General features: G+C 71.1%; 25 protein-coding genes, 4 tRNA genes and 1 pseudogene. 11 read left to right on the top strand and 19 right to left on the bottom strand.

Features of this window, described 5'->3' with window-relative positions; genetic code table 11:
- Positions 1-10: 10 nt before the first annotated feature.
- The 11 genes from ruvB to HDR73_RS15455 form a co-directional block, all read right to left on the bottom strand.
- Entirely contained in the window at positions 11-1090 is a 1080-nt protein-coding gene (ruvB, locus tag HDR73_RS15505; protein ID WP_012298147.1) for a Holliday junction branch migration DNA helicase RuvB, read from the bottom strand.
- Complete coding sequence (ruvA, locus tag HDR73_RS15500; protein WP_012298146.1) at positions 1087-1731, bottom strand: Holliday junction branch migration protein RuvA; 645 nt, start codon at positions 1729-1731, stop codon at positions 1087-1089. Before ruvA ends, ruvB begins: the two co-directional genes overlap by 4 nt.
- Positions 1732-1748: 17 nt before the next feature.
- Positions 1749-2363: a crossover junction endodeoxyribonuclease RuvC gene (gene ruvC, locus HDR73_RS15495; RefSeq protein ID WP_012298145.1), complete on the bottom strand. Its 615-nt coding sequence runs from the start codon at positions 2361-2363 to the stop codon at positions 1749-1751.
- A 51-nt stretch (positions 2364-2414) separates the two neighbouring features.
- A complete protein-coding gene (locus tag HDR73_RS15490; RefSeq protein WP_012298144.1) occupies positions 2415-3182 on the bottom strand; it encodes a YebC/PmpR family DNA-binding transcriptional regulator in 768 nt (255 codons plus the stop codon).
- 76 nt (positions 3183-3258) lie between these two features.
- Complete coding sequence (gene pdxT / locus HDR73_RS15485) at positions 3259-3888, bottom strand: pyridoxal 5'-phosphate synthase glutaminase subunit PdxT (protein ID WP_012298143.1); 630 nt, start codon at positions 3886-3888, stop codon at positions 3259-3261.
- Positions 3878-4780: a pyridoxal 5'-phosphate synthase lyase subunit PdxS gene (gene pdxS / locus HDR73_RS15480; RefSeq protein ID WP_012298142.1), complete on the bottom strand. Its 903-nt coding sequence runs from the start codon at positions 4778-4780 to the stop codon at positions 3878-3880. Before pdxS ends, pdxT begins: the two co-directional genes overlap by 11 nt.
- A 13-nt stretch (positions 4781-4793) precedes the next feature.
- Positions 4794-5378 (bottom strand): HIT family protein, encoded by a 585-nt coding sequence (locus tag HDR73_RS15475; RefSeq protein ID WP_012298141.1) that lies wholly within the window; start codon positions 5376-5378, stop codon positions 4794-4796.
- 2 nt (positions 5379-5380) lie between these two features.
- A complete protein-coding gene (gene thrS, locus HDR73_RS15470) occupies positions 5381-7435 on the bottom strand; it encodes a threonine--tRNA ligase (RefSeq protein WP_012298140.1) in 2055 nt (684 codons plus the stop codon).
- A 158-nt stretch (positions 7436-7593) separates the two neighbouring features.
- Positions 7594-7668: transfer RNA gene (locus HDR73_RS15465), tRNA-Val, on the bottom strand.
- 10 nt (positions 7669-7678) lie between these two features.
- Positions 7679-7752: transfer RNA gene (locus HDR73_RS15460), tRNA-Cys, on the bottom strand.
- Positions 7753-7816: 64 nt separating this feature from the next.
- A tRNA-Gly gene (locus HDR73_RS15455) sits at positions 7817-7888 on the bottom strand.
- A 280-nt stretch (positions 7889-8168) separates the two neighbouring features.
- Here HDR73_RS15455 and HDR73_RS15450 point away from each other — a divergent pair.
- Positions 8169-8241: transfer RNA gene (locus HDR73_RS15450), tRNA-Val, on the top strand.
- A 51-nt stretch (positions 8242-8292) separates the two neighbouring features.
- Here the strand turns inward: HDR73_RS15450 and HDR73_RS15445 are convergent.
- Positions 8293-9252: a sugar-binding transcriptional regulator gene (locus HDR73_RS15445; RefSeq protein WP_041464367.1), complete on the bottom strand. Its 960-nt coding sequence runs from the start codon at positions 9250-9252 to the stop codon at positions 8293-8295.
- A 109-nt stretch (positions 9253-9361) separates the two neighbouring features.
- On the opposite strand from HDR73_RS15445, the gene HDR73_RS15440 reads away from it, so the two are divergent.
- Complete coding sequence (locus HDR73_RS15440; RefSeq protein WP_012298138.1) at positions 9362-11122, top strand: glycerol-3-phosphate dehydrogenase/oxidase; 1761 nt, start codon at positions 9362-9364, stop codon at positions 11120-11122.
- A gap of 67 nt (positions 11123-11189) precedes the next feature.
- On the top strand, positions 11190-11681 hold the full coding sequence (locus tag HDR73_RS15435; protein ID WP_012298137.1) for a glutathione peroxidase: 492 nt from the start codon (positions 11190-11192) through the stop codon (positions 11679-11681).
- A gap of 45 nt (positions 11682-11726) precedes the next feature.
- Here HDR73_RS15435 and HDR73_RS15430 read toward each other — a convergent pair whose 3' ends face one another.
- Positions 11727-12242 carry a mycothiol transferase gene (locus tag HDR73_RS15430; protein WP_012298136.1) on the bottom strand — a complete coding sequence of 172 codons (516 nt, stop codon included), beginning with the start codon at positions 12240-12242 and terminating at the stop codon, positions 11727-11729.
- A 92-nt stretch (positions 12243-12334) separates the two neighbouring features.
- Here HDR73_RS15430 and HDR73_RS15425 point away from each other — a divergent pair, with 92 nt between their 5' ends.
- Positions 12335-12751 (top strand): YchJ family protein, encoded by a 417-nt coding sequence (locus tag HDR73_RS15425; RefSeq protein ID WP_012298135.1) that lies wholly within the window; start codon positions 12335-12337, stop codon positions 12749-12751.
- A gap of 25 nt (positions 12752-12776) precedes the next feature.
- Here HDR73_RS15425 and dhaM read toward each other — a convergent pair whose 3' ends face one another.
- From dhaM to dhaK, 3 genes are read right to left on the bottom strand one after another with little or no spacing between them, the layout of a single operon-like run.
- Positions 12777-13511 (bottom strand): dihydroxyacetone kinase phosphoryl donor subunit DhaM, encoded by a 735-nt coding sequence (gene dhaM, locus HDR73_RS15420; RefSeq protein ID WP_287136481.1) that lies wholly within the window; start codon positions 13509-13511, stop codon positions 12777-12779.
- Positions 13508-14161 carry a dihydroxyacetone kinase subunit DhaL gene (gene dhaL, locus HDR73_RS15415; RefSeq protein WP_012298133.1) on the bottom strand — a complete coding sequence of 218 codons (654 nt, stop codon included), beginning with the start codon at positions 14159-14161 and terminating at the stop codon, positions 13508-13510. Before dhaL ends, dhaM begins: the two co-directional genes overlap by 4 nt.
- A 3-nt stretch (positions 14162-14164) precedes the next feature.
- Positions 14165-15166 (bottom strand): dihydroxyacetone kinase subunit DhaK, encoded by a 1002-nt coding sequence (dhaK, locus tag HDR73_RS15410; RefSeq protein WP_012298132.1) that lies wholly within the window; start codon positions 15164-15166, stop codon positions 14165-14167.
- 227 nt (positions 15167-15393) lie between these two features.
- Here dhaK and HDR73_RS15405 point away from each other — a divergent pair, with 227 nt between their 5' ends.
- Positions 15394-16200, top strand: coding sequence for an MIP/aquaporin family protein (locus HDR73_RS15405; protein WP_287136480.1), 807 nt, complete (start codon positions 15394-15396; stop codon positions 16198-16200).
- A 29-nt stretch (positions 16201-16229) separates the two neighbouring features.
- A pseudogene (glpK, locus tag HDR73_RS15400) lies at positions 16230-17748 on the top strand (glycerol kinase GlpK).
- 87 nt (positions 17749-17835) lie between these two features.
- Here the strand turns inward: glpK and HDR73_RS15395 are convergent.
- Both HDR73_RS15395 and trpD read right to left on the bottom strand, forming a co-directional pair.
- Positions 17836-18582 carry an SOS response-associated peptidase gene (locus HDR73_RS15395; protein WP_012298130.1) on the bottom strand — a complete coding sequence of 249 codons (747 nt, stop codon included), beginning with the start codon at positions 18580-18582 and terminating at the stop codon, positions 17836-17838.
- 47 nt (positions 18583-18629) lie between these two features.
- Positions 18630-19685, bottom strand: a complete 1056-nt coding sequence (trpD, locus tag HDR73_RS15390; RefSeq protein WP_012298129.1) for an anthranilate phosphoribosyltransferase — start codon at positions 19683-19685, stop codon at positions 18630-18632.
- Positions 19686-19773: 88 nt separating this feature from the next.
- On the opposite strand from trpD, the gene ctaE reads away from it, so the two are divergent.
- From ctaE to HDR73_RS15365, 5 genes are all read left to right on the top strand, one after another.
- Positions 19774-20403, top strand: a complete 630-nt coding sequence (gene ctaE, locus HDR73_RS15385; protein WP_502709181.1) for an aa3-type cytochrome oxidase subunit III — start codon at positions 19774-19776, stop codon at positions 20401-20403.
- A 26-nt stretch (positions 20404-20429) separates the two neighbouring features.
- Positions 20430-21230: a cytochrome bc1 complex diheme cytochrome c subunit gene (qcrC, locus tag HDR73_RS15380; RefSeq protein ID WP_012298127.1), complete on the top strand. Its 801-nt coding sequence runs from the start codon at positions 20430-20432 to the stop codon at positions 21228-21230.
- 45 nt (positions 21231-21275) lie between these two features.
- A complete protein-coding gene (gene qcrA / locus HDR73_RS15375; protein ID WP_012298126.1) occupies positions 21276-22385 on the top strand; it encodes a cytochrome bc1 complex Rieske iron-sulfur subunit in 1110 nt (369 codons plus the stop codon).
- Positions 22366-23997, top strand: coding sequence for a cytochrome bc1 complex cytochrome b subunit (gene qcrB, locus HDR73_RS15370; protein ID WP_041464366.1), 1632 nt, complete (start codon positions 22366-22368; stop codon positions 23995-23997). The genes qcrA and qcrB overlap by 20 nt, the downstream gene beginning before the upstream one ends.
- 117 nt (positions 23998-24114) lie before the next feature.
- Positions 24115-25050 carry a methyltransferase domain-containing protein gene (locus HDR73_RS15365; RefSeq protein ID WP_012298124.1) on the top strand — a complete coding sequence of 312 codons (936 nt, stop codon included), beginning with the start codon at positions 24115-24117 and terminating at the stop codon, positions 25048-25050.
- Positions 25051-25862: 812 nt separating this feature from the next.
- Here HDR73_RS15365 and HDR73_RS15360 read toward each other — a convergent pair.
- Positions 25863-25979, bottom strand: a 117-nt coding sequence (locus HDR73_RS15360) for an integrase core domain-containing protein (RefSeq protein WP_287136213.1), incomplete at its 5' end; no start/stop codon positions are given.

Below are 25979 nucleotides of genomic sequence, written 5' to 3'. Positions count from 1 at the left end.
CCAGCTTGAATCATAGTTCATCGCTGTGGAGGGCCCCGGCGGCTCCGGAAGGACCCGGTGCCCGACCGGGAGCACCCGGCGCGGCGGGGGCCTCGAGGCCGAAGTGCTCCCATGCCGCCGGTGTCGCCACGCGGCCGCGGGGCGTGCGCGTCACCAGCCCGATGCGGACGAGGAACGGCTCGACGACCGACTCGATCGTCTCCGCCTCCTCCCCCACCGATACCGCAAGGGTGTTCAGCCCCACCGGTCCGCCGCCGAAGCGCGTGAGGATGCCGCGCATGACGGCGCGGTCGAGGCGGTCGAGGCCGAGCGGGTCCACGTCGTAGAGGTCGAGCGCGGCCCGGACCGACTCGAGGCCCGCCTCCGTCCCGTGCACGAGCGCGTAGTCGCGCACACGGCGGAGCAGCCGGTTCGCGATGCGCGGCGTCCCCCGGCAGCGGCCCGCGATCTCGGCGACCGCCTCGTGCTCGATCTCGAGGTGCAGCATGCGGGCGGCCCGCTCGATCACCTGCTCGAGCTCGTGGGTCTCGTAGAACTCGAGGTGCGCGGTGAAGCCGAAGCGGTCGCGGAGCGGACTCGGCAGCATGCCCGAGCGCGTGGTGGCGCCGACCAGCGTGAACGGCGAGAGCTCCAGCGGGATGGACGTGGCGCCCGCGCCCTTGCCGACCATGATGTCGATGCGGTAGTCCTCCATGGCGAGGTACAGCATCTCCTCGGCCGAGCGCGCCATGCGGTGGATCTCGTCGACGAAGAGGATCTCGCCGGGCACCAGCGCCGACAGCACGGCCGCGAGGTCGCCCGCGTGCTGGATGGCCGGACCGCTCGTGAGGCGCAGCGGACGGCGGCTCTCCTCGGCGACGATCATCGCGAGCGTCGTCTTGCCGAGGCCGGGAGGGCCGGCGAGGAGGATGTGGTCGGGCGAGCGGTTCTGCATGGCCGCGGCGGTGAGCAGCAGCTCCAGCTGTCCGCGCACCTTGACCTGGCCGACGAACTCGGACAGCGACCGTGGGCGGAGGGCCCCCTCGAACGCGAGCTCCGCGTCGGACTCCGGGACGGGACTGGACGCGTCGCCGTGGGCGAGGCCGCTCACCGGTCGGCCGCCTGCGCCGCGGCGGGCGCGCCCGCCGGCTGCTGCGGCCCGAGCATCCCGAGCGCGACGCGCAGCAGGCGCGGCATGTCGGCGGGGAGGCCCTGCTCGGCCGCAGCGGCCGCGGCGTCGTCGACCGCGGTGCGGGCGACGCGCTCCGACCAGCCGAGTCCGATGAGGGCCGTGACGACGTCGGCCGTGACGGTGGATGCGGCGGACGACGCCGAGCGGGTGCGCGGCTGGGTCACGAAGAGCTTGCCCGCCAGCTGCAGGACGATGAGCTTGGCCGTCTTCGGGCCGATGCCGGAGACGCGGCGGAACGCGGCGTCGTCCTCGGCCGCGACGGCCTGGGCCATCGCCTCCGGATCCAGGTGCTCGAGAACCGCGAGCGCCGACTTCGGGCCGACGCCCGTGACGCCGCAGAGCAGCTCGAAGGCCCGCAGCTCGTCGGGCCCCGGGAAGCCGAAGAGGGTGAGCGAGTCCTCGCGGACGACGAGCGACGTGAGCACGGTGGCCTCGGATCCGTGCCGCAGCTCGAGCGCGTGCCGCGGCGTCACCGAGACGCCGTAGCCCACCCCGTGCACCTCCAGCAGGAGGGTCTGACCGGAGACGGACAGCACGGTGCCGCGGAGGGAGGAGATCACGCCCCCAACCCTACGAGCTAGCGCCGACCCCGCTGCGCACGCTCGGCCGCGAGCCACGCGGCCTGCGCCGCGGTCGGTCCGGCGCCCGCGGCGGCGTCCGCCGCGGACGCGACACCGGTGCGCGTCGGCGCTTGGGTCCCGGCGATGCCGGCGCGGGACATCCCCGCCCGCCACCCGGCGCAGATGGCGAGGGCGAGGGCGTCGGACGCGTCGGCGGGAGTGGGCAGCTCGTCGAGGCCGAGGATCCGCGCGACCATCGTGGCCACCTGCCTCTTGTCGGCCTGGCCGTAGCCGGTGACGGCGGCCTTGACCTCGCTCGGCGTGTGAAGCGCGACGTCGAGCCCCCGCCGGGCCGCGCCCACGAGCGCGACGCCGGTGATCTGCGCCACGCCCATGACAGTCGAGAGGTTGTCCTGCGCGAAGACGCGCTCGACGGCGACCACCGACGGCCGGTGCCGGTCCACCAGCTCCTCGATGCCGTCGCCGACCGCGAGCAGCCGGTGGTGCAGCTCGGCCGTCGGGCTCGTGCGCACGACCTGCACGTCGACGAGCCGGGCCGAACGGTCGGCGTAGACGTCGACCACGCCGACGCCGCAACGCGTCAGGCCCGGGTCGATCCCGAGGATCCGCACGGACGGGCCGCTGCCGCCCGCGCCGCTCCCCCGCGCCCCCGCGATGGGGTCCTACTCCTCGTCGTCGTCGTCCAGCGCGGCCTGCACGTCGGCGGGCACGTCGCTGTTGACGTAGATGTTCTGGACGTCGTCCAGGTCCTCCATGGCGTCGACGAGCTTGTTGACCTTGCGCGCGGTCTCGAGGTCGACCTCGACCTTGACCTGCGGCACGAACTCGACGTCGGCGGAGTCGTAGTCGATGCCCGCTTCCTGGAGCGCCTGGCGCACACCGACCATGTCGGACGGCTCGCACCGGATCTCGAACACCTCGCCGTGGTCGGTCACGTCCTCCGCACCCGCGTCGAGCACGGCCGCGAGGACGTCGTCCTCGGTCGGCGCATCCGCGTGCGGCACCGCGATGACGCCCTTGCGGTGGAAGTTGTAGGCGACGCTGCCCGGGTCGGCCATGGTGCCGCCGTTGCGGCTCATGGCCGTGCGGACCTCGGCGGCCGCGCGGTTCTTGTTGTCGGTGAGGCACTCGACGAGCATCGCGACGCCGTTGGCCGCGTAGCCCTCGTACATGATCGTCTGGTAGTCGACGACCTCGCCGAGCAGGCCGGCTCCGCGCTTGACGGCGCGGTCGATGTTGTCGTTCGGGACGGAAGTCTTCTTGGCCTTCTGCACCGCGTCGACGAGGGTCGGGTTGCCGGACATGTCGGCGCCGCCGATCTTGGCCGCGACCTCGATGTTCTTGATCAGCTTCGCGAACGACTTGGCGCGCCGCGAGTCGATGATCGCCTTCTTGTGCTTCGTGGTCGCCCACTTGGAATGTCCGGACACGGGTGGTTCTCCTTACGCGGCGTCTGCTCGCTGTCAATGATGGACCATCCGGGCACGCCGCCGGGGACCGGAGAGGTCAGAGGGTGCGGCCCGCGTCCTCGACCATGTCGAGGAAGAGGCGGTGGAAGCGGAGGTCGCCCGTGACCTCCGGGTGGAACGATGTGCCGAGGAGAGCCCCCTGGCGCACGGCGACCACGCGGCCGTCGTCGAGCGATGCGAGCGCCGATGCCGCGGGGCCGACGGAGGCGACCACGGGTGCCCGGATGAAGACGGCGTGCACGGGTGGCGCGCCCAGCGCGGGCACGTCGAGGTCCACCTCGAAGGAGGCCGTCTGCGATCCGAAGGCGTTCCGCCGCACGGACACGTCGAGCCCGCCGATGCCCCGCTGGTCGTGGATCGCGTCGACGATCTCGTCGGCCAGCATGATCAGCCCGGCGCACGTCCCGTAGACGGGCAGGCCGTCGTCGATGGCTGCGCGCAACGGCTCCGCGATCCCGAACTGGCGCGACAGCTTGTCCATCACGGTGGACTCGCCGCCGGGGATCACGAGACCGGAGATGCCGGGCAGGTCCTTCGGCTGTCGCACGAGCCTCGTCCGGGCACCGAAGCCCTCGAGCACGCGGACGTGCTCGCGGACGTCCCCCTGCAGGGCGAGGACGCCGACGAGCGGGCCGTCGCCGTGCGGAGCCGGCGTGCTACCAGCCACGCTCGGCGAGGCGGTGCGGTGCGGGCACGTCGGCGACGTTGATCCCGACCATGGCCTCGCCGAGGCCGCGCGACGCCTCGGCGATGGCGTCGGGGTCGTTGAACAGCGCGGTCGCGGTGACGACGGCCTTGGCGCGCGCCACCGGGTTGCCCGACTTGAAGATGCCGGATCCGACGAACACGCCGTCGGCGCCGAGCTGCATCATCATCGCCGCGTCCGCCGGGGTGGCCACGCCGCCCGCGGTGAAGAGGACGACGGGCAGCTGGCCGGTGCGCGCGACCTCGAGCACCAGGTCGTACGGAGCCTGCAGCTCCTTCGCGGCGACGTAGATCTCGTCGTGCGTGAGGGCGCTGAGCGCGCGGATCTCGGACTTGATGGTGCGGATGTGCTTGGTGGCCTCGGAGACGTCGCCCGTGCCGGCCTCGCCCTTGGAGCGGATCATGGCCGCGCCCTCGGTGATGCGGCGGAGCGCCTCGCCGAGGGTGGTGGCACCGCAGACGAAGGGGACGGTGAAGCCCCACTTGTCGATGTGGTTCACGTAGTCGGCCGGGCTCAGCACCTCGGACTCGTCGATGTAGTCGACCTCGAGGGACTGGAGGACCTGCGCCTCGACGAAGTGGCCGATGCGGGCCTTCGCCATGACGGGGATGGAGACCTCGGCCTTGATCTGGTCGATGAGGTCGGGGTCGCTCATGCGGGCGACGCCGCCCTGCGAGCGGATGTCGGCGGGGACGCGCTCGAGCGCCATGACGGCGACCGCTCCCGCGTCCTCCGCGATGCGCGCCTGCTCGGCGTTGACGACGTCCATGATGACGCCGCCCTTGAGCATCTCCGCGAGTCCGCGCTTGACGCGGTTCGAGCCGACCTGTCCGGTGGTGTTGGTGTCAGTCATTGTGGTCCCTATCCTATTCGCCCGCGGGGGCGGGCCAGGCTGCCGCGATGGATGCGCGCACGTCGCCCAGCAGCTGCGGCAGCGCCTTGGTCTTCGCGATGATCGGCAGGAAGTTCGCGTCCTGCCCCCACCGCGGCACGATGTGCTGGTGCAGGTGCTCGGCGATACCGGCGCCCGCCACCTGCCCCTGGTTCATGCCGATGTTGTAGCCGTCGTTCCGCGACACCTCGCGCACGACCCGCATGGCGGTCTGCGTGAGGGAGCCGATCTCGGCGACCTCCTCGGGGCTCGCGAGGTCGTAGGTCGCGATGTGACGATACGGGCAGACCAGCAGGTGGCCGCTGTTGTACGGGAAGAGATTGAGCAGGACGTAAGCGTGCTCGCCGCGCGCGACGATCAACGCGTCCTCGTCCGACATCGACGGCGCGATGCAGAACGGGCACTCGTCGCGATCCGGCTGCTGGCCCTTCTGGATGTAGACCATGCGGTGCGGGGGCCACAGGCGCTGGAACTCATCGGGCACGCCCGCGAGGTGGCCGGGGTCGTCGACCCGCACCTGTCCCCGCTCGTCCTCTCCCCCGGACTCGTGGTCCGACATCGTCAGACGGGCCACGCGGTCACCACCTGCTCCCGGCGCGCGATGGCGCCGGTGATGCGCTCGACGGCCTCGGCCACGGGCACGCCGTTGACCTGCGTGCCGTCGCGGAACCGGAAGCTCACGGATCCGGCGGCCCGGTCGTCCTCGCCCGCGATGAGCTGGTACGGCACGCGGGCCTTGGTGTGCGTGCGGATCTTCTTGGGCATGCGGTCGTCGCTGGTGTCGAGCTGGACGCGCACGCCCTCCGCCCGGAGCCGGTCGAGGACGCCGCCGAGGTACTCCTCGTAGTCCTCGGCGACGGGGATGCCGACGACCTGCACGGGCGACAGCCATACCGGGAACGCGCCCGCGTAGTGCTCGGTGAGCACGCCGAAGAACCGCTCGATGGAACCGAACAGCGCGCGGTGGATCATCACCGGCTGCTTGCGCGTGCCGTCGTTCGCCGTGTATTCGAGGCCGAAGCGCTCGGGCAGGTTGAAGTCGAGCTGGATCGTGGACATCTGCCACGTGCGGCCGATGGCGTCGCGCGCCTGCACCGAGATCTTGGGGCCGTAGAAGGCGGCGCCCGCGGGATCCGGCACGAGCTCGAGGCCCGTGTCGACCGCGACCTGACGCAGCGTCTCGGTCGCCTCCTCCCACACCTCGTCGGATCCGACGAACTTCTCCGGGTCCTTCGTCGAGAGCTCGAGGTAGAAGTCGTCGAGGCCGTAGTCGCGCAGCAGCGACAGCACGAACTCGAGCGTGCCCTTCAGCTCGTCGGCCATGCGCTCGCGCGTCGTGAAGATGTGCGCGTCGTCCTGCGTCATGCCCCGCACGCGGGTGAGCCCGTGGATCACGCCGGACTTCTCGTTGCGGTACACCGTGCCGAACTCGAACAGGCGCAGCGGCAGCTCGCGGTAGGAGCGCTGGCGCGAGCGGTAGATGAGCACGTGCATCGGGCAGTTCATGGGCTTGAGGTAGTAGTCCGCGCCCTGGCGCGTGATCTCCCCCTCGTCGTTCCGCGCCTCGTCGAGGTGCATGGCGGGGAACATGCCGTCCTTGTAGAAGTCGAGGTGGCCGCTCGTCTCGAACAGGTTGGACTTCGTGATGTGCGGCGAGTAGACGAACTCGTAGCCGGCCGTCTCGTGGCGGCGGCGCGAGTAGTCCTCCATCTCGCGGCGGATGATGCCGCCCTTGGGGTGGAAGACCGCGAGGCCGGATCCGATCTCGTCCGGGAAGGAGAAGAGGTCGAGCTCGGCGCCGAGGCGGCGGTGGTCGCGCTTGAGCGCTTCCTCGATGCGGCCCTGGTACGCGCGCAGCTCGTCCTTGGTGGGCCACGCCGTGCCGTAGATGCGCTGCAGCTGCGGGTTCTTCTCGGATCCTCGCCAGTAGGCGGCGGCGACCCGGGACAGCGCCCAGCCGTTGCCCACCATGCGCGTGCTCGGCAGGTGCGGCCCGCGGCACAGGTCGCGCCAGAAGACCTCGCCCGTCTTGCCGTCGACATTCTCGTAGACCGTGAGCTCGGCGCCGCCGACCTCGACGGACTCGCCGTCCTCGCCGAGCTCATCGCTCGAGCCGCCCTTGAGGCCGATGAGCTCCAGCTTGTAGGGCTCCGCGGCCATCAGCTCGCGCGCCTCCTCCTCGGAGACGACGCGGCGCGTGAACCGCTGGCCCTGCCGGACGATGCGCTCCATGTTCTTGGAGATGGCCTTGAGGTCCTCGGGCGTGAAGGGCTCGGCGACGTCGAAGTCGAAGTAGAAGCCGTCGGTGACGGGCGGGCCGATGCCGAGCTTCGCCTCCGGGTTGATCTGCTGCACGGCCTGCGCCATGACGTGGGCGGCGGAGTGCCGGAGGATCGCGAGGCCGTCGGGCGAGTCGATCCGCACGGGCTCGACGACGTCGCCCGGGGCGACCTCCGCCGCGAGGTCCTTGAGTTCCCCGTCGATGCGCATGGCGACGACGGCGCGGTCGCTGAACAGGGTGAACCCGGTGCCCGCCTCCGTCGCCTCGACCGGCTGCCCGGTCGTCTCCGCGGGCGCGGCCTCGTCGTGGATCTCGGGCTGGGCGGCGTCTACCACTGCGGGCTCCTTGCGGGACGGGGAGGGAACCGATCCAGACTACCGGCGCGCGGGTCGGCCTCCTCGACGGGAGGGGCGCCGATCTCGTCGGCGGCGGGGCCGCACGGCCGAGAGCGTCCGGGAAAAGCAGAAGGCCCCGGTCTCCCGGGGCCTTCTGGTGGTGAGCGATACTGGGATCGAACCAGCGACCTCTTCCGTGTCAGGGAAGCGCGCTACCGCTGCGCCAATCGCTCATGCACTTGCTGGAGGTGGGGACGGGATTTGAACCCGCGTGGACGGCTTTGCAGGCCGCTGCCTCGCCTCTCGGCCACCCCACCATGGGTGCTTCCACACCGGTGGTTCCCACCTTGTGAAAGGGACCCCTCTCAGGGCCCCTGTTCGAGCGGATGACGAGATTCGAACTCGCGACCCTCACCTTGGCAAGGTGATGCGCTACCACTGCGCCACATCCGCATTTCGCTCGCTGCTCCCGGCTTCCCGGCAACCCTGCGTGCTCGATGACTCTAGCCGATCTCCCGTCGCCGGTGCAAAACGACGCCCGGCCGATCGCTCGCGTCACCTCGCTCACGTGCCGTTCTCCCCGTGTTCACGCGGATCGGGTGGAGCGGCACCCGACGGCGACCCGGGCGTGTCGCGTGGACGCCGTCGTCCGGACCACGCGCTCGGCACCCCGTGACCGTGACCGACCTCGCGGTATGGCATCATGGACGCGCACCGTCCGCGGTGCGAGCACGGGCGATTGGCGCAGTTGGTAGCGCGCTTCCTTCACACGGAAGAGGTCATCGGTTCGAGTCCGGTATCGCCCACCGAAGCACTGCCCCTCCCGGCCCATGGCTGATTCGCTGTCGTCTACCGCGTCATGCGAGCAGCGCGCGAGCCGTCCCCTCGTCGAGCACGACGTCCGTCACGAGCCCGGCAGCCAGCGCCCCCCGGACGCTGCGCACCTTCGACGCCCCCGCGACCACGCAGACGCGGCGCGGCGCCCGGCGGATGGTCGCGAGGTCCGGCCCGCTGGCCCGCGCGTTGATGGCGATGTCGGCCGATGAGCCGTCCTCGCGGAAGAAGACGGTGGAGACGTCGCCCACCACGCCGTCGGCGTCGAGCGCCCGCTGGTCCGACCGCTCGAGGTAGCCGCCCGAGTACACGTGGCTCGGCACGAGGGCCACCGGGGAGCCGACGCCGAACAGCACCATGTCCATCCGCTCCTGCAGCTCGAGCACGCGCTTCGTGCTGCGCTCGCGCCACAGCGCCTGCTTCGTGGCCGGGTCGTCGAAGAACGCCGGCACGGGGAACTGCTGCACGGTCGCGCCGTACGCCTGCCCGAACCGGCGGAGGATCTCGCTCGCGTACATGATCCCGGTGGTGCGGACGTTGCCCGCCCCGTTGAGCTGGACCACGAGGGTGTTGTGCGTCGGCTTCGGCACGAGGTAGCGGCTGACCGTGCTGACGGTCGAGCCCCAGGCGACGCCGACGACCATGTTCGAGTCGACGTACTGGGTGAGCATCCGTGCAGCCGAGAGCGCCACCCGGTCGACGCGGTCCACGTCGCTCGTCTGGTCGGGGACGGGCACCACGTGCGCGACCACGCCGTAGCGGTCGTGGAGCTGCTCCCCCAGCACGGTGGCGAGGTCGAGCGGCGAGCGGATCTGGATGTCCACGAGCCCCGTCTCGCGGGCGAAGGAGAGGAGCCGGGACACCGACGAGCGGCTCGTGCCGAGCTCGCGGGCGATGGCCTCCATCGTCAGGTCCTGCATGTAGTAGAGGTGCGCCGCGCGCAGGGCGTCCTGGGTGCGCTCGTGCGCGATGCCGTCGACCATGACGCGAGCCTTGCACATTCGTGCACGGGCTAGGTCCAATTCGTTCGCAGGCGGAGGATGGTGGCACAGCACGCGCACCACGCACGTCTCAACAGAGAGAAGCCACCTCGTGACCACGTCGAAGAAGACCGAACTGCGGGATAACGTCGCCCGCATCCACGACCGCCCGAGCGCGAAGGTGCTCGTCATCGGCGGCGGCATCAACGGCATCGCGACCTTCCGCGACCTCGCGCTCCAGGGCGTCGACGTCGTGCTCGTCGAGCGCGCCGACTACGGCTCGGGCGCCTCGGCGGCGAGCTCGCACATGATCCACGGCGGCATCCGCTACCTCGAGAACGGCGAGTTCCGCCTCGTCCGCGAGTCCGTCGAGGAGCGCAACGGCCTCATCCGCATCGCGCCCCACTACGTGAAGCCGCTGCAGACGACGATGCCGATCTTCTCCACGTTCTCCGGCATCCTCAACGCGCCGTTGCGCATGCTGACGCACAAGCAGCGTTCCACCAAGGAGCGCGGCGCCCTCCTCATCAGCGTGGGCATGACGCTCTACGACTCCTTCTCCCGCGACGGCGGCTCGGTCCCGCGCCACCGCTTCCGCATCGGCAAGGCCGCCCGCGAGGACATGCCCGCGCTCAACAAGGACGTCAAGTTCACCGGCACCTACTACGACGCCTCCGTCCACGAGCCCGAGCGCCTCGCGCTCGACGTGCTCAAGGACGGCCTGGCCGCGGGCGACCACGCGCGGAGCGCCAACTACCTCGAGGCCGTGGGCGTCGCCGACGGCGGCGTGAAGCTGCGCGACGTGATCTCGGGCACCGAGTTCGTCGTGACGGCCGACGTCGTCGTCAACGCGTCCGGCCCCTGGACCGACCTCACCAACGAGGCCATGGGCGGTGACACGAAGTACATGGGCGGGACCAAGGGCTCGCACATCGTCGTCGACAACGCCGAGCTGCTCGAAGCCACCAAGGGCCGCGAGATCTTCTTCGAGAACAACGACGGCCGCATCGTCCTCATCTACCCGCTCAAGGGCCGCGTGCTCATCGGCACCACGGACATCGACGCCGATCCGAGGGAGCCGGCCGTCTGCACCGAGGAGGAGGTCGACTACTTCTTCGACCTCGTCAAGCACGTCTTCCCGCAGATCGAGCTGAACCGCGACCACATCGTGTACCGCTACTCGGGCATCCGTCCGCTGCCGCGCCACGAGGACACCGCGCCCGGCTTCGTGTCGCGGGACTACCGCATCGTCGAGACCGAGATCCAGGGCCTCTCCGGCAGCAAGGTGCTCAGCCTCGTCGGCGGCAAGTGGACGACGTTCCGCGCCCTGTCGGCGCACCTCTCCACGGAGGCCACCACGCGCCTCGGCGTGGAGCGCTCTGTCGACACAACCGGCATGCCCATCGGCGGCGGCAAGGACTTTCCGTCCTCCAGCACCGCCCGTGCCCGCTGGATCGCGACGCAGGCAGCCCGCGCGGAGGGCATCGGCACCGAGCAGGTCGACCGCCTGCTCAACCGCTACGGCACGCGCGCCACGAGCGTCATCGACGTCCTCTCCGGACAGCCGTCCACGCCGCTCGCGACCGACCCGCAGCTGACGCGCGCCGAGATCGCGTACTTCGCCACGCACGAGGACGCGGTGCACCTCGCCGACGTCGTCCTCCGTCGCACCAACCTCGCCTTCGTCGGCGGCGTGACGCACGAGATGCTCGCGGAGATCGCCGACGTGCTGCAGGAGGTGCTCGGCTGGACCGGCGAGGAGCGCGACGCGGAGATCCAGGACACCGTCGACACGCTGCTCACGTACCACGGCGTCGACGTGGGCGCGACGAAGGTCGCGGCCGACGCGACCGTCATGGAGTTCGCGAACTAGCGCGGAGCGCCGCGGATCCGATCCGCATCCGGGAGGCGCTGTCAGGGGACGGGACTACGGTCGGCGCATGACGCATCCCCGGCTCGACGAGATCCCGCTGACCACCCTCCAGGGCGAGGCCACCACCTTCGGCGCGTACGCCGACAAGGTCGTGCTCGTCGTCAACGTCGCCTCGCGCTGCGGCCTCGCGCCGCAGTACGAGAAGCTCGAGCAGCTGCAGCGCACCTACGGGGAGCGCGGCTTCACGGTCATCGGCTTCCCGAGCAACCAGTTCCTGCAGGAGCTCGGATCCGCGGAGGCCATCGACGAGTACTGCTCCACCACGTGGGGTGTCACCTTCCCCATGATGGAGAAGGTCAAGGTCAACGGCAGGTCCGCGCATCCCGTCTACGCGGAGCTGACGAAGACGCCCGACGCGGAGGGGAAGGCCGGCCGTGTGAAGTGGAACTTCGAGAAGTTCGTCGTCACGCCGTCGGGAGCCGTGCACCGCTTCCGGCCCACGGTCGAGCCGGACGCGCCCGAGATCGTGTCGCTCATCGAGGCCGAGCTCCCCGCCTGATCACGGCTCGGGTCGGCCGCGCGAACGCGAGCGCGCGTCCGGCGGTCAGCGACGACGGGCCACGAGTCCGGCGAGATAGGACGCCTGCCCGGCGTGCTGGAGGTCGTCAGCGAGCACGCTGACGAGGCGGGCTCCGAGGGTGACGGGCGGCGTCCAGTCCTGATCGACGACGCGGTCGAGCTCGGCGTCGTCGAGCCCCGCGAGGTACGCGAGCGTCGCGGACTGCACGGCCTCGAGGTAGCCGACGAGGAGCTCGGGGGTGACGCCCTCGAGCGCCGCGACGTCGTCGGACGACTGTCCGTACCCGGTCGCCGACCCGTCGAACGGCAGGGCGAAGCGCTCGGCCCATCCCCCGGTCGACCAGGTCTGCTCCTGGCCGGCGACGTCGGCGACCTGGGCGTCCTGCACGCGGGCGAGGTGCCAGACGAGCCACCCGATGGAGTTGGCCTCGGCGTCCGGGCGGAAGGCGAGGTCGTCCACGTCGAGCCCGTCGACGGCGTCGCGGACGATCTCGACGATGCGCCCGTAGGCGTCCACGAGCAGGTCGGTGGCGGGGGTCATGGTGCTCTCCTCGGGTCATGGGTCAGGCGGGTCCACGTGGACGGCCGCCCCTCCCATCCTGCTCCCGGCCACCGGCGTGGGAGGCTCGGGGCATGACGCGCCTCTCCCCCGACGCCCCGTGGTCGACGCCGGACGACGACGCGTGGTGCCCGTGCACGAGCGGCGATCCGTACGGAGCATGCTGCGGTCCGCTGCACCGGGGCGACGCGCCCGCCCCGACCGCCGAGCGATTGATGCGCTCCCGCTTCTCGGCCTACGCACGCGGCGACGCCGCGTACCTCGCCCGCAGCTGGCACCCGTCGACGCGCCCCGAGGAGATCGAGGTCGAGCCGTCCATGCGCTGGTTCCGGCTGACGATCCATCGCACCGCGCTCGGCGGTCCCGATGACGCGACGGGCGTCGTCGGCTTCGAGGCCGCCTTCCGGCACGGCGGGGAGCGCGGCAGCCAACGCGAGGCGAGCCGCTTCGCCCGGCACTCGGGAGCATGGGTCTACCTCGACGCCCACTGATCGCCGCCCGTCGCGACGCCTGTCGTCAGACCTCCCCGAACCCCGACTCGATGAGCTCGACGAGCGCGGTGACCGCCTCCTCCGCGTCGTCGCCCGTCGCCTCGATGACGACGCGCGCGCCCCGGGTGAGGCCGAGGGCCATGACGCCGAGGAGCGAGGCGGCGTTCTGGCCGTTGACCGTGACGGCCGCGGAGTAGGCGGACGCGCGTGTGACGAAGTCCGCCGCCGGTCGGGCGTGCAGCCCGTCGCGGTTGACCAGGGTGGCCTCTCCGCGGACGATGCCCGCACCGCCGGCGGGCGCGAGCTCGGTGCCGTCGGCGTTCGGATCCGGCGCGAGCCCCGCGTCGGCGTCCTCGGCGGCGTCGACGCCGGCGGCCGATGCGGCGGCCGCGGCCACGTCCTCCAGGGATCCGCCCGTCTCGGCGGCGACCGCGGCGGCGACCGCACCCTCCACGAGCAGCGCACGCACAACGACGACACGGGCTGCGGTGTCCTCGTCGAGGAGGTCGACGGCCGTCTCCGCCGTGAGGTACGCGGATCCGAGGTCGGCGAGGACCACGACGCCGTCGCCGCCCTCCGCCTCCGCGAGCGCCGCGGAGACGACGTCGAAGCTCGTGCCGATGCCCGCGTCTTCGCGCGTGCCGTCGCCGGACCCACCCGCGGGGATGAGCGCGACGGTCGGCGCCATCTGCCGGGCGAGGTCGACCAGCCCATGCGCGATGAGCGCGCTGTGCGAGACGAGCACGAGGCCGACGCTCACGATGCGCCCCCGTCGGCGTCGGCGGCCGTCGTGGCCGCCGCGCGCAGGATGAGCGCGGACGACTGCGCCCCCGGGTCGCGGTGGCCGATGGCGCGGTCGCCGAGGTAGGAGGCACGTCCCTTGCGGGCCACGAGCGGTTCCGTCTCCTCCGCCCCGCGCGCGGCGGCGTCGGCGGCGGCAGCGAGGGCGTCGGCGGGTGCGGATCCCGCGTCGGCGGCCGCACGCGCGGCCTCTGCGGCCGGGGCCCACGCGTCCACCATCGTCTTGTCGCCCCGCTCGGCCTTGCCGCGGAGGACGATCCCGCCCACGGCGGCCTCGAGGAGGTCGGTGATCGCCGACGCGTCGAGGTCGGCTCGGCCGGAGACGGCCGCTGCCGCCTTCAAGTACGCCGTCCCGAGCAGCGGGCCGGACGCGCCGCCGACCGTGGAGATCAGCGTGGTGGCCACGGCCTTGAGCGCGTCGGCGGGCGCGGCGTCGGACGCGAGGCCCGCGAGCTTGGCCGTGACGGCACCGAAGCCCCGGTCGAGGTTCTCGCCGTGGTCGCCGTCACCGATCTCGCGGTCGAGGGCGATGAGCGCGCCGCGCTGGTCGGCGATGACGCGCGCCGCCTCCGTGATCCAGGCGACGACCCAGTCGGTCCCGAGTGCCATGAGCTACCTCCCCCACCGCAGAGCGGCGGTCTGCACGGGCGAGTCCCACAGGTCGACGAGCTCGTCGTCGAGCAGCAGCACCGTGAGGGACAGTCCCTCCATGTCGAGGGCCGTGACGTAGTCTCCCACGAGGCTCCGGGCGACGGTCAGCCCGGCCTCCTCGAGCACGGCGGCCGCGCGGCGGTACGCGATGTAGAGCTCCGACAGCGGAGTCGCGCCCATCCCGTTCACGAGCAGAAGCACCCGGCTGCCGGACGGCGCCGCGAGGTCCTCGAGCACGGGGTCGAGGAGGCGCTCCACGATGGCGTCCACCGGCTCGAGGGGCAGCTTGACGCGGCCCGGCTCGCCGTGGATCCCGATGCCGATCTCCATCTCGTCGACCTCGAGCGCGAAGCTCGGCTCGCCGGCGTGCGGGACGGTGCAGGCCCGGATGGCGACGCCCATGCTCCTCACCTGCCCCACCACCCTCCCGGCGATCGCGGCCACCGCATCGAGGTCGTCCCCGCGCTCGGCCGCGGCGCCCGCGATGCGCTCCACGAGCACGGTGCCCGCGACCCCGCGGCGGCCGGCCGTGTAGAGGGAGTCGGTGACCGCGACGTCGTCGTCGACCACGACCGTCCGCACCCGTACGCCCTCCGCCTCCGCGAGCTCGGCCGCGGTCTCGAAGTTGAGGACGTCGCCCGTGTAGTTCTTCACGATGTGCAGCACGCCGGCCTCGCCGTCGACGGCGAGGGTGGCGGCGACCACAGGATCTGGGGTGGGGCTCGTGAACACCGGTCCGGGCACGGCCGCGTCGAGCATCCCGTGTCCCACGAAGCCGGCGTGCAGGGGCTCGTGCCCGCTGCCGCCGCCGCTGACGACGGCGACGCGGCCAGGTCGGGTCGGCTCCGCGCGTCGGACGAAGAGCGGATCCGCGCTCAGGGCGACCAGGTCGGGGTGGGCGGAGGCGAAGCCCCGGACGGCCTCGTCGGCCACCGCCCTCGGGTCGTTGATCAGCTTCTTCACGGCCGGCTCCTCACGGGTCTCGGGCGGCCGGACGGCAGCCGCGCATCCGAGCCGGATCGAGGACGGACTCGGTCGGCGGCGACTCGGGTGTGTCGCCAACATACGCCCGGGCGCACGCGCACCGACAGCCCTTACGCCCCTCCCCCCGTGGGCCGGGATCCATGTCGCGGAGCGGCCAGCCGCGACCGGCCCGGCCGCTCCCCCGGCACTAGATTGGTCCCACCGCGATGATGCGGCAGAGGCCGCCCCCGCGCCTCGACGAACGATCGGAGCACCACGCAGTGGATCTTGGAGTCATCTTCCTGTCGGAGACGGTGGGCACAGCCCTCCTCGTCCTCCTCGGACGCGGAGTCGTGGCGAACGTCGCGCTCATCAAGTCGAAGGGGCTCGCCGGCGGCACCCTGATGGTGAACTTCGGCTGGGGCCTCGCGGTCTTCGCCGGTGTCACCGTGTCGTACGCGTCCGGCGCGCACCTCAACCCGGCCGTCACGCTCGGCCTCTTGGCCGCCGGCAAGATCGAGGACGTCGCGAGCGTCCCCGTCTACATCCTCGCCCAGATGGTCGGCGCGATCATCGGCGCGGTCTTCTGCTGGCTCGCCTACAAGCAGCACTTCGACGAGGAGCCCGACGCGGCCACCAAACTCGGCGTGTTCTCGACCGGCCCGTCCATCCGGAACTACGCCTGGAACCTCGTCACGGAGATCATCGGCACCTTCGTGCTCGTCATCGTGATCCTCGGCTTCAGCCTCGCGAACAACCCGGACGCGGACGCGGCCACCCCCGCCGGACTCTCGGCCCTCGGCGCCATCCCCGTCGCACTCCTCGTGGTCGGCATCGGCGCGTCGCTCGGCGGACCGACCGGCTACGCCATCAACCCGGCCCGCGACCTCGGCCCGCGCATCGCGCACGCGATCCTCCCCATCAAGGGCAAGGGCTCGAGCGACTGGTCCTACGCCTGGGTCCCCGTCGTCGGCCCCGCCATCGGCGGCGTCCTCGCCGGCCTCGCGTCCTACGCGCTGCTCCCCATCCTCTAGAACACCCCGAACCTCTTAGGAGAGACCACATGAGCGAGAAGTACATGGTCGCCATCGACCAGGGCACCACTAGCACGCGGGCCATCGTCTTCGACCACAGCGGATCCATCGTCTCCACCGGCCAGCTCGAGCACGAGCAGTTCTTCCCCCGCGCCGGCTGGGTCGAGCACGACCCGATGGAGAGTCTGGCGCAACACGCGCGAGGTCATCGGCCAGGCGCTGTCCAAGGCCGACATCACGCGCCACGACGTCGAGGCCGTGGGCATCACCAACCAGCGCGAGACCGCCGTCGTGTGGGACCGCACCACGGGCAAGCCCGTCTACAACGCGATCGTCTGGCAGGACACCCGCACGCAGAAGATCGTCGACCGCCTCGCCGAGGACGGCGGCGTGGAGCGCTTCAAGCCGAAGGTCGGGCTGCCGCTCGCCACCTACTTCTCGGGCACGAAGATCGTCTGGATCCTCGAGAACGTCGAGGGCGCACGCGAGAAGGCCGAGGCCGACGACCTCATGTTCGGCACGACGGACACCTGGGTCCTCTGGAACCTCACCGGCGGCACCGACGGCGGCGTGCACGTCACGGACGTCACGAACGCGTCGCGCACGCTCTTCATGGACCTCGAGACGCTGCAGTGGGACGACGAGATCCTCGCCGCCTTCGACGTGCCGCGCTCGATGCTCCCCGAGATCAAGAGCTCCTCCGAGGTCTACGGCCAGGTCGAGTCCTCCAGCCTCCTCCGCGAGGTGCCCATCGCGGGCATCCTGGGCGACCAGCAGGCGGCCACGTTCGGCCAGGCGGCGTTCGACCAGGGCGAGTCGAAGAACACGTACGGCACCGGCAACTTCCTGATCTTCAACACCGGCACCGACATCATCCACTCGCAGAACGGCCTCCTCACGACGCTCGGCTACAAGCTGGGCGATGCGGAGCCGCACTACGCGCTCGAGGGATCCATCGCGGTCACGGGCTCGCTCGTGCAGTGGATGCGCGACAACCTCGGCCTCGTGTCGAGCGCCGCGGAGATCGAGACGCTCGCGGCCACGGTCGAGGACAACGGCGGCGTGTACTTCGTCCCCGCGTTCTCCGGCCTGTTCGCGCCGTACTGGCGCTCCGACGCCCGCGGCGCCCTCGTGGGCCTCACGCGCTACGTCAACAAGGGACACATCGCCCGCGCCGCGCTGGAGGCCACGGCCTTCCAGACGCGCGAGGTGCTCGACGCGGTCAACGCGGACTCGGGCGTCGACCTGACGGAGCTCAAGGTCGACGGCGGCATGATCGCCAACAACCTGCTCATGCAGTTCCAGGCCGACATCCTCGGCGTCCCGGTCGTGCGCCCCGTCGTCGCGGAGACCACCGCGCTCGGCGCCGCGTACGCCGCGGGCCTCGCCGTCGGCTTCTGGAAGGACCTCGACGACCTCCGCCAGAACTGGCAGGAGGACAGCCGCTGGACGCCGGACATGGACGACGCCGAGCGCGAGCGCCAACTGCGCCTCTGGAAGAAGGCCGTCACGAAGACCTTCGACTGGGTCGACGACGACGTGCAGTAGACCGCACCGGCACCATCCGCGCGCCCCGTCAGCCCCGCTGGCGGGGCGCGCGTCGTCTCCCGGGGCCGGCTGGCGGGCACCGCGGCGTCAGATCAGCGTCGGCTGCCCGTGGCCCGCGGGCTCCCTGTCGACGGGCGCCACGAGGTCCGGCCCGTCGTTCCGCACGCTGTTGACGCGCGTCGAGACGAGCCGCGGCACGAGGCGCGGCTCCGGGAGCGAACCGAGCAGGTGGCGCACGTCGTCGACCGCCGCCGTCCCCGCGTCCAGCCACTCGTCCAGCCGGTCGCGCGGCACGATCACCGGCGTGCGGTCGTGGATGTGCCCGAGCGCGTCGCTCGCGGCGGAGGTGATGATGGCGAGGCTGCGCAGCCACGCGCCCGGCTCCCCCTCCGGGACGGCAGGGTCCCGCCAGTGCTCGTACACGGCGGCGAAGGCCAGCGGGCGCTCGTCCTCGCCGTGCAGGTAGACGGGCTGCTTGCCGGAGGCGGTCGCCTGCCACTCGTAGTACCCGTCCGCAGGAACGACGGCGCGCCGCGTGAGCACGGCCCTGCGGAACGTCGGCTTCTCCATGACCGTCTCGACGCGCGCGTTGATGAGCGGGGCGCCCTGCACGGCCTTCGCCCACGGCGGGACGATCCCCCACCTGGCGCCGGTCAGGACGCGGCGGACCGCGCCGTCCGCATCGTCGCGCGGACGCCGGTCGGCGACCATGCGGACCGTGGTCGTCGGCGCGACGTTCCACGAGGGGGCCGGGTCGTCGCCCTCGACGTCGTCGACCGCCCAGTCCCCGACGAGGTCGCCCGTCGCCCGCGCCACCACGAATCTCCCGCACATGCGTCCATCATCCGCCGCACGCGCGACATCGACCGGCCGGATGCGGATCAGGCGCGGGTCGCGGCCGCCCACTCCTCGAGCTTGGCGGCGGCGCGACCGGAGTCCACGGCCTCGGCGGCGACGGTCACCTTCTCGCGCAGGCGGCGCGCCATGGGCTGCTGCACGCGGGTGGGATCGCCCATCAGATCGAAGGCCTCGAGGCCCGCCGCCGCGTTCAGCAGAACGACGTCGCGTTGGGGACCCGGCTCGCCGGCGAGGACGCGCCGGATCACCTCCGCGTTCTCCTCCACCCCCTCGCCGAGGAGCGCCTCGATGGGGGCGCGCGGGATCCCGAGCTCGAGCGGGTCGAGGTCGTGCTCGGTGACCGCGCCCCGGCTGACCTCCCAGATGTGGCTGTGCCCGGTGGTCGTGAGCTTGTCGATCCCGTCGTCGCCCCGGTACACGAGCGCCGTGGCGCCGCGGGTCCGGAACACGCCCACCATGAGCGGGACGCGGGAGAGGTCGGCGACGCCCACGGCCGACGCCTCGGGGCGCGCCGGGTTGCAGAGCGGCCCGAGCACGTTGAACAGCGTGGAGATGCCCAACTCGCGCCGCGTGGCGGCGGCATGCCGGAAGCCCGGGTGGAAGAGGGCGGCGTGGGCGTACGTGATGCCGGTCTCGCGGAGCACGGCGGCCACCCGCTCGGGCGCGATCGTCAGGTCGATCCCGAGGGCGGTCAGCACGTCGGACGCGCCCGACGCGGAGCTCGCCCCGCGGTTGCCGTGCTTGATGACGGGCACGCCCGTCGAGGCGGCGACGATCGACGCCGCCGACGAGATGTTGAGGACCGCGCCGTAAGGGTCCCCTCCCGTCCCCACGATGTCGAGGGCGCGTGGATCCGCGTCGAGCGGCAGCGCGTCCTCGAGCACCGCGTCGCGGAAGCCGACGATCTCGTCGACGGTCTCGCCCGAAGCGCGCAGAGCGACCAGGAGCCCGCCCAGTTGCGCGGGAGTGGCCTCGCCGCGCATCACCTGGCGCATGGCCCACGTGGACTCGGACACCGACAGGTGGCGCCCCTCGATGAGGGTGGTGATGAGCGCGGGCCAGGTCGGGGCGGAGGGCATGGCGGTCAGCCTAACGAGCGCCTGGATCGGATCTCACGGGCGGCCGGGTGGGCATCGGGTGCCGTCGGCCTAGGTCATAATGGAACCTGTGACGACGACCTCAATCTCCCCAGTATCGATCGCGCCGGTGGTGAACCGACCGAACACGGTCGCCGTCGGCACCATCGTGTGGCTCGGCAGCGAGGTGATGTTCTTCGCGGGTCTCTTCGCGATCTACTTCACCCTGCGCTCGACGTCCGGCGCCCTCTGGGAGTTCGAGGCGGGCCGGCTCAACGTGCCGTTCTCCCTCGTGAACACGCTCATCCTCGTGTCCAGCTCGTTCACCTGCCAGTTCGGCGTGTTCGCGGCGGAGCGCCTGCAGGCGCGCGCCACGGGATGGAAGCCCAGCCAGTGGGGGACGGTCGAGTGGTTCTTCCTCACCTACGCCCTCGGCGCCATCTTCGTCGTCGGCCAGATCTTCGAGTACGCCACCCTCGTCACCGAGGGCATCACGCTCAGCAGCAACGCCTACGGCTCGGCGTTCTACATGACCACGGGCTTCCACGGCCTGCACGTCACCGGCGGGCTCATCGCCTTCCTCCTCGTCATCGGGCGCATCTTCGCAGTCCGGTCCATGGGACACAGGGAGGCGACGAGCGCCATCGTCGTGTCCTACTACTGGCACTTCGTCGACGTGGTCTGGATCGGGCTCTTCCTGGTCATCTACGTCCTCAAATAGCACCGAGCGGGAGCATCAACCACAGCATGAGCACCAAGACAGCACGCGCCCGTCGAACCGGTCGCCGCAGCCCCCTGACCACCATCGCCCTGCTCGCCATCGGCCTGCTCACCACGGGCGGTGCCTACGCGATGATCCAGTCGGGCAGCGCGTCGGCCGAGGTCGACCTGAAGTCCGCGCAGACCATCGACGAGGGCCAGAAGCTCTTCGGCTCGAACTGCGCCACCTGCCACGGGATGGACGCCACCGGCACCGGGGTCGCCCCGAGCCTCATCGGCGTCGGCGCGGCGTCCGTCGACTTCCAGGTCGGCACCGGTCGCATGCCGCTGCAGGGCACCACGGTCCAGGCGCCGGAGAAGCCCACGCAGTTCACGGACACCCAGGTGAAGGAGCTCGCGGCCTACGTCGCCTCCCTCGCCCCCGGTCCCGCCATCCCAGACGGCCAGTACCTCGACGGGAAGGGCGACGCCGCCAACGGCGCAGAGCTCTTCCGCATCAACTGCGCCATGTGCCACAACGTGGCCGCGGCCGGAGGCGCCCTCACCGAGGGCAAGTTCGCCCCGAGCCTCGAGGGCGTGGCCCCGGTCCACATCTACGAGGCCATGGTCACGGGCCCGCAGAACATGCCGGTGTTCAACGACACCAACATCTCCCCGGAGGACAAGCGCGACATCATCACGTCGCTGCAGTACATCGAGGAGAACAGCACGGTCGGCGGCGCGAACCTCGGCGGGCTCGGCCCGGTCTCCGAGGGGCTCTTCATGTGGATCTTCGGCCTCGGCGGCATCGTCGCCCTGACCGTGTGGCTCACGGCCCGGTCCAACTGACGCCCGCATCGATGACCCGCACAAGAACACAGGAGAGGCACGCACATGGCACACGATGACGAGGACGAGTCGGGCGTCGTCCCCGCGGGCTACGACGCCGGCGAGCTCGAGCCGGCAGGCCGCGACGTCGTGCTCCCCGGCGGCACCGCCGTCGCCACGCGCGACGCCTTCCAGAACCCCGGCTTCCCGGAGCACCGCCTCCGCGTCACCGACAAGGACCCGAAGAAGGCCAAGACGGCGGAGCGCGTCGTCTACACCTGTTTCTACCTGTCCATCGTGGGCAGCGTCTTCGCCATCGGCGCCTACTTCGGCTTCCCGATCTACGCGGACGACCCCGGCAGCGTGCGCCTGAACAACCTGTTCCTCGGCGTCGGCATCGCGTTGGCGCTCCTGAGCCTCGGGATCGGGGCCATCCACTGGTCCAAGGCGCTCATGAGCGACCACGAGCTGATCGACGAGCGCCACCCGCAGGGCGGCTCGCCGGCCACGCAGGCCCGCGCCGTCGAGATCTTCGCGCAGGCGAACGAGGAGTCCGGCTTCGGCCGTCGCTCCCTCATCCGCAACAGCCTGATCGGCGCCCTCGTCGCCTTCCCGCTGCCGGCCGTGATCCTGTTCCGCGACCTGTACCCGGGCAGCGCCGAGGAGCCCGCCTCCGCTCTCAGCCACACGCTGTGGAAGAAGGGCGAGGTGCTCACCCGCGATCCCTCCGGCACGCCCATCAAGGCGTCCGACGTCACGATCGGCTCCGCGTTCCACGTCATCCCCGCCTCCCTCATGGAGCTGGAGGAGGACAAGCTCGAGGAGAAGGCCAAGGCCGCGGTGCTGCTCATGCGGCTCCGCCCCGAGGACCTCGTCGAGTCGCCGGAGCGCAAGGGCTGGTCTTACGACGGGATCGTCGCCTACTCCAAGGTCTGCACGCACGTGGGTTGCCCGGTGGCGCTCTACGAGCAGCAGACCCACCACCTGCTCTGCCCCTGCCACCAGTCCCAGTTCGACGTGACCAACCACTGCGAGGTCATCTTCGGACCGGCCAAGCGGCCCCTGCCGCAGCTGCCCATCGCCGTCAACGACGAGGGCTATCTCATTGCACAGAGTGATTTCACCGAGCCCGTAGGGGCTAGTTTCTGGGAGCGTCGTGGTGACTACAACAGCTGATCCGACCACGACGGGCGCCACCGCGCCCGCCGCCAAGAGCGGAGGCGGCCTCACCGCCGCCGCGACCTACCTCGACGAGCGCACCAGCGTCAGCGTCGCCGTCAAGGAGTTCGGGCGGAAGATCTTCCCGGACCATTGGTCCTTCATGCTCGGTGAGGTGGCGCTGTACAGCTTCGTCGTCATCCTCCTCACCGGCACGTGGCTGACCTTCTTCTTCAACCCCTCGATGGCGGAGACGCACTACGCCGGCTCGTACGCGCCCCTCAAGGGCGTCGAGATGTCGGTCGCCATGTCGTCCTCGCTCGACATCTCGTTCGACATCCGCGGTGGCCTGCTCATGCGGCAGATCCACCACTGGGCGGCGCTGCTGTTCGTGGCGTCCATCGGCCTGCACATGCTCCGCATCTACTTCACGGGTGCGTTCCGCAAGCCGCGAGAGCTCAACTGGTTCATCGGCTTCGTGCTCTTCATCCTCGCGATGGCCGAGGGCTTCACGGGCTACTCGCTCCCCGACGACCTGCTCTCCGGCAACGGCCTGCGCATCATCGACGGCATGGTGAAGGGCATCCCGGTCATCGGCACCTGGATCTCGTTCCTCCTGTTCGGCGGCGAGTTCCCGGGGACGCACATCATCCCGAGGCTCTACACGCTGCACATCCTGCTGCTGCCGGCGATCCTCGTGGCGTTCCTCGCGCTCCACCTCCTCTTCGTAGTCGTGCACAAGCACACCCAGTTCGCCGGCCCCGGCCGGACGAACGAGAATGTGGTCGGCGTCCCGGTGCTCCCCACCTTCGCCGCCAAGGCCGGCGGGTTCTTCTTCGTCGTCTTCGGCGTCATCGTCGTGATGGCGTCGTTCTTCACGATCAACCCGATCTGGAACTACGGCCCGTACGACCCGTCGCCGGTGTCGGCAGGTACGCAGCCCGACTGGTACATCGGCTTCGCGGACGGTGCCCTGCGCCTCGTGCCGCCGGGACTCGAGTTCGTGCTGTTCGACCACACGTTCTCGTTCAACATCATCCTGCCGATCACGGTCCTGGGTCTGTTCATCGTGCTCGTCGCGCTCTACCCCTTCATCGAGGCGTGGATCACCGGTGACAAGCGCGAGCACCACATCCTCGACCGCCCGCGCAACGCCCCGACGCGCACCGCGATCGGCGCCGCCGGCGTCACGTTCTACGCGGTCCTCTGGTCCGCGGCGAGCTCCGACCTCATCGCCACGCACTTCAAGGTGTCGATGGAAGGCGTGATCCACACGCTGCAGGCGCTGCTGATCCTCGGGCCGGTCATCGCCTACCAGGTCGCCAAGCGCATCTGCCTGGCTCTCATGAAGAAGGACCGCGAGATCGCCCTCCACGGCGTCGAGTCGGGCCGCATCGTGAAGCTGCCCGGCGGTGAGTTCATCGAGGTGCACGAGCAGCTCGACGAGTACGAGCGTTGGCGCCTGGTGAGCTACGACGACTACAAGCCCCTCATGATCCGCCCGGACAGCCGTGGACGCATCACGGTCAACCAGCGGGCTCGCGCGGCCTTGTCGAAGTGGTTCTTCGAGGACCGGATCTCCCCGGTCACCACGAAGGATGTCGAGCGCAGCCACAGCGACCACCACTAGGCCGCACCCCCGTCCGCGCTGACGCGCAGACGGGAACCGAGAGCCGGTCCGGCGACAGTCTGGACCGGCTTTCGTGCGTCCAGCCCCATTGCCGCCCGCTTCGACCCAGGAGGACTCGTGGATCTCGACCGGCTCGCCGCCTGGCTGCGGTGTCCTTCCTGCGGTGCCGATCTGCACGCCGTGCCTCCACTGGTGCTCCGCTGCGATCAGGGTCATGCCATGGACGCGAACAAGCGGGGCTACGTCAACCTGCTCGCGGCGGGTACGCGCGTCACGGGCGACACCGCGGAGATGCTCGCGGCGCGCGGCGCCTTCCTCGACCGCGGCCACTACGCGCCGCTCATCGACGCGTTGACGGAGGCGGTCGGGACCCCGGTCGGACCGCGCTCGGAGGCGCCGATGCGCGCACCGCTCGGATCCGGCGCGCACCGCGATGGCGGGCTCCGCGTGGTCGACGCCGGCTGCGGCACGGGTTACTACCTCCGCGCCCTCCTGGACGCCGTGCCCGGCTCGACCGGCCTCGCGGTCGACCTCTCCCCTGCCGCAGTCGGCATCGCCGTGCGCGGCCGTCTGGACGTCGACGGCGTCGTGGCGGACACCTGGGCACCCTTCCCGATGCGCGACGGTGTCGCCGATCTGGTCCTCGACGTCTTCGCCCCGCGGAACATGCCCGAGTTCCATCGCATCCTCACCCCGCACGGCCGCGTCGTCATCCTCGCCGCGGGCCGGCAGCACCTCGCCGAGCTGCGGGCCACGGGTCGTGCTGTCGGAGTGCAGGAGGACAAGCGGGAGCGCATCCTCGAGGCCGCCGGCCCCTTCTTCGAGCCTGTGTCCGAGACGCACGTGCACCGCGTCCTGAGCCTCTCGGAGGACGACGTGGACCGGCTGCTGGGCATGGGCCCGTCCGCCCATCACCGCAGTGCTCCCAGCGTCCCGTCCCGGCCGCGCGACGAGGCCGCCGTTCCGCCGACCGGCGACGCTGCCCGCCACGACATCACCGTCGACGTCATGGTCCACGTCCTGCGTCGCCGCGAAGTCGAGGCACCGTCCTGACGTGACGAGGGGCGGGACTCCGCCGGACGGCTGCCCCGGCCCGAGCGGATCCGCCTCCTCGACGGGACGAGGTGACCGACGTCGCGATGCTCAGGTCAGGAGAACCGTCGCCCTGGCGCCGTACCTCTGAGGAGGGCGCACCTCACGCCCTCACTGATCCTCCCTGGGACCCCGCTTCCAGGGCGGGCATGGGACACGGAGCGTCCATCGCTCCGCTCCCCCGCCCATGGCGTCACATTCGGCGTACCCGACCATCCGCGCTCCCTGTCCTTCGCGTGGTTCTCGATCCGCGGCGGGCGAAGCGCATACCGCTCCTGGCGGCCCGGCCTGCGAGTTCTCAGGCGGATCCCCAGCACGCCGACAGACACCCGTCCTTTGTCGCGAGATGACCGGAAGGCACCTGGCTGATCGCAGCCGGCTCCGCAGCAGGCTCGAGGGTCGGCGGGTCGCTGCATGACCACACGACGCGTCCCTGGCTCGGGCCTCGCCCGGCGACGTGACCGTGAGCGCAACACACGCACCACGAGGCTACGGGAGGAGCTCGGCGACGGTCCCGCCGACGAGACATCGCTGCTTCCCCGAGGGGCACGGTCAGCGTGGACGCTCCTGGACCACCGCATCGCACTGCCAAGGCCGGCCCACGCCAATCCTCGATCGCGTGCGAACGCACCTCGGCGGTGATCACACCACCTCCGCGGCCCACGCCGCCCGACCCCGAAGACGGATGGTCGCCAGCCGGACCCCGGCGCGCTTAGACGCGACGATGCCCGGCCTCACGAGGAGACCGGGCATCGTCGACTGCGGGCGCAGGCCTAGCTGTAGTTCCCAGTGAGGTTGTGAACGCGTTCGGCGGGCGTGAGTCCGCCGATGCCGGTGTGGGGGCGGTGGTGGTTGTAGTGATGCAGCCAGGCAGGGTAGGTCGCGGCGCG

Origin of the sequence: Clavibacter sp., from assembly GCF_014802555.1 — a bacterium.
In the GTDB taxonomy this organism is placed as follows: Bacteria; Actinomycetota; Actinomycetes; order Actinomycetales; family Microbacteriaceae; genus Clavibacter; species Clavibacter sepedonicus.
Note: the sequence above shows the minus strand (reverse complement) of the source record. Positions and strands in the feature narration are given on the sequence as shown.